General features: G+C 60.3%; 4 protein-coding genes. All 4 read left to right on the forward strand.

The window, feature by feature from the left end; genetic code table 11:
• Positions 1 to 194: 194 nt before the first annotated feature.
• The 4 genes from BFQ00_RS07995 to pgm all read left to right on the forward strand — a co-directional run bounded on the left by BFQ00_RS07995 (position 195) and on the right by pgm (position 6531).
• Positions 195 to 1217 (forward strand): zinc-dependent alcohol dehydrogenase family protein, encoded by a 1023-nt coding sequence (locus BFQ00_RS07995; protein ID WP_065888106.1) that lies wholly within the window; start codon positions 195 to 197, stop codon positions 1215 to 1217.
• Positions 1218 to 1918: 701 nt separating this feature from the next.
• On the forward strand, positions 1919 to 3343 hold the full coding sequence (locus BFQ00_RS08000) for a hypothetical protein (RefSeq protein WP_083227322.1): 1425 nt from the start codon (positions 1919 to 1921) through the stop codon (positions 3341 to 3343).
• A gap of 34 nt (positions 3344 to 3377) precedes the next feature.
• Positions 3378 to 4781: an aminotransferase-like domain-containing protein gene (locus BFQ00_RS08005; protein WP_065933122.1), complete on the forward strand. Its 1404-nt coding sequence runs from the start codon at positions 3378 to 3380 to the stop codon at positions 4779 to 4781.
• A 106-nt stretch (positions 4782 to 4887) separates the two neighbouring features.
• The gene (pgm, locus tag BFQ00_RS08010; RefSeq protein WP_065888108.1) at positions 4888 to 6531 is read left to right on the forward strand and encodes a phosphoglucomutase (alpha-D-glucose-1,6-bisphosphate-dependent); all 1644 of its coding nucleotides are present in this window, start codon (positions 4888 to 4890) and stop codon (positions 6529 to 6531) included.
• The last annotated feature ends 242 nt before the right edge of the window (positions 6532 to 6773 follow it).

Genomic DNA, 6773 nt, shown 5'->3' on the forward strand with positions numbered 1-6773 from the left:
TGACCGGCATGAATCTTACGGGGAAAGGCTGGTACTCTGCACCGGATAATTGAGTTTTCCTACGTTAGCTGAGGTCTATTCCTCACATGCGGAATCAATGACAAGCATGTCGACTATTAATGGCGACCTGTGGTCTTACCCGTAAAGCCCAGATAGAGTTCATGGCATTAGAGGTTACTTTGACGAGGTTTGCGATGTCCCGCACGATTCGTTTTCACAAGTTTGGTCCGGCCGAGGTGCTCAAATGCGAAGAGCATGCAGCCGCGCAGCCCGCACCGGGCGAAGTGCAGGTGCGTGTCGACGCGATTGGTATCAGCTGGTACGACATTCTTTGGCGCCAGAACCTGGCGTCGTCCCATGCACGTCTGCCGTCTGGCCTGGGTCATGAAATGGCCGGTGTGGTGGTCGCCCTGGGCGAGGGCGTGGACGATTTGGCAGTGGGCGACAAGGTCGCCAGTTTCCCCGCCGAAAGCCCTAACGATTACCCGGTGTATGGCGAGCAGATTGTCCTGCCGCGTTCGGCCCTGACCCGTTACCCGGATGTCCTGAGCCCCATTGAAGCCAGCGTGCATTACACGCCGCTGTTGATTGCGTATTTCGCCTACATGGACCTGGCACGGGTCAAACCCGGGCAATTTGCCCTGGTGACCGATGCCAGCCACTGCGCCGGGCCTTCGTTTGTGCAACTGGGCAAAGCCCTGGGTGTACGCGTGATTGCCGCGACCAAAGACAGCGACGAGCGCGAGTACCTGCTGTCCCTTGGGGCGGAAAAAGTGATCGTCACCGAAGAGCAGGACCTGCTCATGCAAATCAACAAAATCACCGGCGATCGTGGTGTCGATGTGGTGTTCGACGGCCTCGGCGGGCCACAGATGTCGTTGCTTGGTGATGTGTTGGCGCCACGGGGCAGCCTGGTGTTGTATGGTCTGCAGGGCGGCAACCAGACGCCGTTCCCCGCCTGTGCGGCGTTCCAGAAGAATATTCAGTTCTTCGTGCATTGCATCGGCAACTTCACCGGTAAGCCGGAGCTGGGCATCATTCAGGACCACGTGGCGTTGCAGCGGGCCTTGCGTGATATCAACCAACTGACCGCCGACCGGGTACTGGTACCGCTGAAAACCACCGTGTTTCCGTTCAGCCAGTTCGTTGAAGCTCATCGCTACATGGACGAATGCCCGTGCCGCGAACGGGTTGCGTTGCAGGTTGAAGCTGTTTGAGCTGTAGGAGTATTCGCAAATGAATGCTCCAGCGTCTGCTCGGATACGGCAGATGCGCCATTTGTCAGGGCTTAACCCGCGCCAGGGTTGAGCCGCTCCGAGGGCGTTGCGCCCCGTAAACAATACCTTTTGCCCTCACGCCGCCCTGAAATCCAGCGCGGCGCTGTCGTGCGGGCGTTACTGAAGTTCGCGCTGCAGATCATCTGAGCTGCTTTCCTGCGTTGTTCTGTATCTATTAATCATTGTTTGAGCGCCGATAATTGTGGCTTCACCATCATCTCAAGGATTGAGCAATGATTAGCTATTGCACACTACTGTCTCGCGTCAGCGAACTAATCAAGCGATACCCTGGCTGCAGAAATGCGCTCAGAACATCCGACCTTGTTGTCAGGAGCAGGATTAAATGGGTGATTTAATATTTGTCGGAAGTTTCGCTAGTTTGTTAGTTAGGGCGCTGTAGGAAGCTGTCGGAATATTCCTAGGGTGTGCGACGTGACCACACGGGGCCCTGGATTTTCGCGTCTGCGCGTAGGTTCGGTCGTGCGCGGCTAAGGTGCCTGCGCCGGTGATCTTGTTTCCAGGTGCTAGTGTTTAATCATCTTTGTGCCCTCCAGCGGAAGACAAGCCGACAGATGTAATGGGTCAAGCAGCGGTATCAAAAGTTGCTTTGAAACTGATATTTCAACTCAGGTAGTAGAACGATGAGCGCAATTCACGAACAAGCCATGAACTATGTTTATCAGCAAGTTCTGCAACGTTTGATGGGGCACTTCACGCGCGCCGAAAGGACTGCACTCCAATTGTTGATCCAGCGCATAGTGGTGGCGGCAGGCGGCATGGAACAAGTGGCCAACTACAAAGTGTTGATCGCCCACGGCGGTGGCGAGGTAAGCAGTTATACCCTGGCGCTGCTGCGAGCGGCGCAGTTGAGCATCGCTGGCCGTGCGCCCAAGACTTTTCACCTGCGGGTCGCAACGTTGCGGCATGCCGGGATGACCCAGGCGACGCTCGACAGTCTGAACGAGGGCTACGGCGCGCTGTTTTTCCACGATGATCCTCGCGTGGAGTTGTTGATGGTGGAAAACCAGGAGGTGCAGCCTTTCCATCATCAGCGGCCGGCATCCATCGTTGGCCGTGAGGTCAGCCAACGCAATAGGCTGATGATCGGGCACCTGACGTCCGGGGATGTCCGCGCAACGCTGTGCAACGATACTTACCTGGCCATGGGGGATTTCTACCAGCGCATCAGCACGTGGAACGGCGGCGTGCACGCCCTGGTCAGCGGCGACGCGCCACGCAAACAGAGCCAATACCTGGCCTGGCTCAAGCGCGCGGCACTGGGCGCGGGCGTCACTGTGCCGCCGCGCAGGCCCGCCTCGCTCAATATCCTGTTTGCGCGCATGCAGGAGTGGAGCACCGGTTGCTACCGCGACCTCTATGGCGAGCAGTTCGTGGAGGCCGAGGGCACTGGCCGTGGCGGGCACCGCCATTTGGCCTATATCGGGGTGGCCGATCTGCTCGACGAGGTCGATATTGCCTCGGCGCCGCTGCTGACCGAGTTCCTGGCCCACAAGCCGGACCCGTTCGACTTTCACTTCAGCCATCCTGACTATCCCAACCCGCTGCTCATGGCGCATCTGCATGGGCTGCAGGCCCGCTGCCTGCGGGAGTTGTCGTACGAGGAGGGCGTCGAAGCGTTCGTGCACCAGGCGAGGGGGGCGATGGGCCGTCGACAAATCCCGCAGAGTCTGATCGACGAGATGAGCAGTCACGAGGGACGCGTGTTGTCGACGACCTACGCCAGCGGATTCTTTGGCCTGGACGAGGGCCAACTGACTTGCCTGTTGTTCTCTCCGTTCATTCATCACGGCGAGCGCCTGGAGGGTTACCTGCGTCAGTGCCATCCCGGCATGCTGGTGGGGCTTCCTGAATTGCATAAGGCGTTGCAGGGCAAGCCCGCTGCCGACATGTTGCAGCAATGGCTGATTGACACCAGTGGCCTGCCATTGCCTCTCCTGCAGCACTTGTACCGCAAGCGGCCTCTGCACGCGGGCCGTGGCGTCCAGGCACGCAAGCGGCACGGAGCGCGGGTGCAGGCGCAGATTGCGCAGTTGTCGGGACGTTAAGCGTGCCGGTACGTGCAAGCCCGAGTGGACGCTCATGAAGCTGCGAGGAGAGCGGCAAGCCGATTTTGCCTATCAGGCGGTGTACCGCTACATGATCAACCTGATCAATGAAGTCAGCCTTGAGACACCGGTAAAGCTGCCTTCCCTGCGGCAACTGTCGACCCGGTTGAAGGTGTCGATCTCGACGATTCAGTACGCTTACTCGATATTGGAGAAAGAAGGGCGGATCTACTCCGTGGCCAAGTCAGGCTACTTTGCCTGGCCGGTGGCCGCCAACGCGCAAATGACTACCGGTACCGACTTGCTTGAGCGCCTGTATGCGGCAACGCGGCGCCCGGCCATGGTGGTGCTCAGCGGCGATGAACCGGCGCTGCTGGGCTCACTCGATGGCGCATTGCTGACGCTGGAGCGCCAGTTGATCCGCCGTTATCCCCACCACCTGCAAACTCGCTTGCAACCCTCTGGCGTCTGGGAGCTGCGCGCGGCGCTGGCGGCGCGGTATACCTCCTCGCCCACGCGTTGCTGGCAGGCGGATGAGGTGTATATCGGCGCCGACTTGCGCGGTGTCCTGGAGATCCTGATCGACGCCCTGGGTCTCAAGGGCACGGTAGTGGTCGTCGAGTCACCTTGTGATTATCGGGTCTTGCGCCTGTTGCAGGGCGCTGGCGTGCGGGTTATCGAACTGCCGTGGCAGGCCGATGGCCACTTCGATTTGACGACCTTTGAACACCTGCTGCGCCACGAGCCGGTGCATCTGGTGCTGCTGTCGTCGGTGGTGAGCATGCCGTCAGGCAGCGTGTTGTCGCTACAAGAGCGGTTGCAGGTAGCGCACCTGCTGGAACGCTACGGTTGCTGGCTGCTGGAGAATGACACCTTTGGCGAACTGAGCTTCGTACCGTCCCCAACGGCCTTGCGAGACCTGGTCAACCCCGAGCGACTGATGGTGTTTTCGTCACTGGAAAAGACCCTCGGTCCGGAAGCACCGTTTGGTTTTGTACTGTCGCGGCAACTGAGCAGCCAATTGCAGCGCCAGTTTTTGTTGCGCGCATTCCGTTTGTCGTCGATCCGCCAGCGGGCCATTGCGCGCTTGTACGAAAGCGGGCGGTTTGACCAGCACTTGCAGACGCTGCGCCAACGGCTTGGCGAACAAGCGCAGGCCATGAGTCATCGTCTGGATGTGCGGCTGGAGGGCCGGGTGAGCTACCGAATGCCTGGCGCCGGTGCCAGCTTCTGGCTGCAGTCGACGGCGGCGGTGGACATGCATCAGGTGTTCCAGCGTTTGGTGACGCAACAGGTGGTGGTCGCCCCGGGTGAGCTGTTCAGCCTCAGCGGCCTGCATCACCAGCATATGCGCCTGAGTCATGCATTCAGCGGTCATCCGAACCTGGATATCGTGCTGGATACGTTGGCTGCGGCACTGCAGCAGGCACAGGTCTGATGGGTATGAAATTTCTGTTTGAGTTGTGGGATCGATACCGTCGCGCGGTAGTCCAAGTCCCCGTAAACTGTCATTTTTCCGAATACTCATTTTCCGAGGTTTATGCATGACTATCAGTCCTTTTGCGGGCAAGCCGGCACCAGCCCAGTTGCTGGTGGATATCCCGCGACTGGTCACGGCCTATTACACCGGCCAGCCTGATGCAGCGATCTCCACCCAGCGCGTGGCGTTTGGTACCTCCGGGCACCGTGGCAGCTCGTTCGAGCTGAGCTTCAACGAATGGCATGTGCTGGCGATCAGCCAGGCTATCTGCCTGTACCGCGAGGCCCAGGGCATCGACGGCCCGCTGTTTGTCGGCCTGGACACCCACGCCCTGTCGACGCCGGCCGGCGCCAGTGCGTTGGAAGTGCTCGCCGCCAATGGCGTGCACGTCATGCTCGCCGAAGGCGACGAATACACGCCGACGCCGGCGATTTCCCACGCCATTATCTGCTACAACCGTGGCCGCACCCGGGGCCTGGCCGACGGTATCGTGATCACGCCGTCCCACAACCCGCCGCAAAGTGGCGGCTACAAGTACAACCCGCCTAACGGTGGTCCGGCCGACACCCATGTCACCAAGTGGATCGAAGCCAAGGCCAATGAACTGCTGGCCAACCAGCTCGCCGGGGTCAAGCGCATCACCCACGCCCAGGCGCTCAAGGCCGATACCACCCACCGCCATGATTACCTCAACAGCTACGTGGCCGACCTGGTCAATGTGATCGACATGGATGCCATCCGCAGCGCCGACTTGCGCCTGGGCGTCGATCCGCTGGGTGGAGCAGGGGTGCGTTACTGGTCGGCGATTGCCGAACACTACCGTCTGAACCTGGACGTGGTGAACACCGAAGTCGACGCGACCTTCCGCTTCATGAGTGTCGACTGGGACGGCCAGATCCGCATGGACCCGTCTTCCAGCTACGCCATGCAAGGGCTGATCGGCCTCAAGGAGCGCTTCGATGTGGCGTTCGCCTGCGACCCTGACCACGACCGTCACGGCATCGTGACCCCGTCGGGCGGGTTATTGGCGCCGAACAACTACCTGGCGGTGTCCATCGACTACCTGTTCCAGAATCGCCCCGACTGGCGCGCCGACGCGGCCGTGGGTAAAACCGTGGTCAGCAGCGGCCTGATCGATCGTGTTGCGGCGCGTATGGGCCGTCGTTTGTACGAAGTGCCGGTGGGCTTCAAGTGGTTTGCCGATGGCTTGTTTGAAGGTTCGCTGGGGTTCGGTGGCGAAGAAAGCGCCGGGGCTTCGTTCCTGCGCAAGGACGGTAGCGTCTGGAGTACCGACAAGGACGGCCTGATCCCGGCGCTGCTCGCTGCGGAAATGACCTCGCGCAAGGGCCTGGACCCGAGCCAGCTCTATCGCGGCCTGACTGACGCACTCGGTGAGCCGTTCGCTATCCGCGTCGATGCCAAGGCGACGCCGGCGCAGAAGGCCCTGCTGGGCAAATTGTCGCCGCAGCAGGTTACGTCCACGCAATTGGCCGGGGAGAGTATCCAGCAGGTTCTCAGCCATGCGCCAGGCAACGACCAGGCTATCGGCGGCTTGAAGGTCATGACCGAAAACGGCTGGTTCGCCGCGCGTCCATCGGGTACCGAGGATATCTACAAGATCTACGCCGAGAGCTTTATCGGCGAGGATCACCTCAAGCAGTTGGTGCAAGAGGCTCAGGTGCTGGTAGACGGGGCGATCTCCGAGTAACCGACACCCCTGAGGTCCAAATGTGGCAGGGGGGCTTGCCCCCGATAGCGGCCTTAGGGCTGACCAGGTTGTTGTGTCGATCCCGGTCCAAATGTGGGAGGGGGCTTGCCCCCGATGGCGGCCTCTGGGCCGACCAGGATGTTGGATCGGACCGAGTACATATCCGTTTCTGCGGTAACGGCTGCTAATGGTTCCGCTTTTACAGCGGCTCACTTTTGAAAAGCGCAAAAGTAAGCAAAACG

Origin of the sequence: Pseudomonas sp. 28 E 9 (genome assembly GCF_900004785.1) — a bacterium.
GTDB lineage: Bacteria > Pseudomonadota > Gammaproteobacteria > Pseudomonadales > Pseudomonadaceae > Aquipseudomonas > Aquipseudomonas orientalis_A.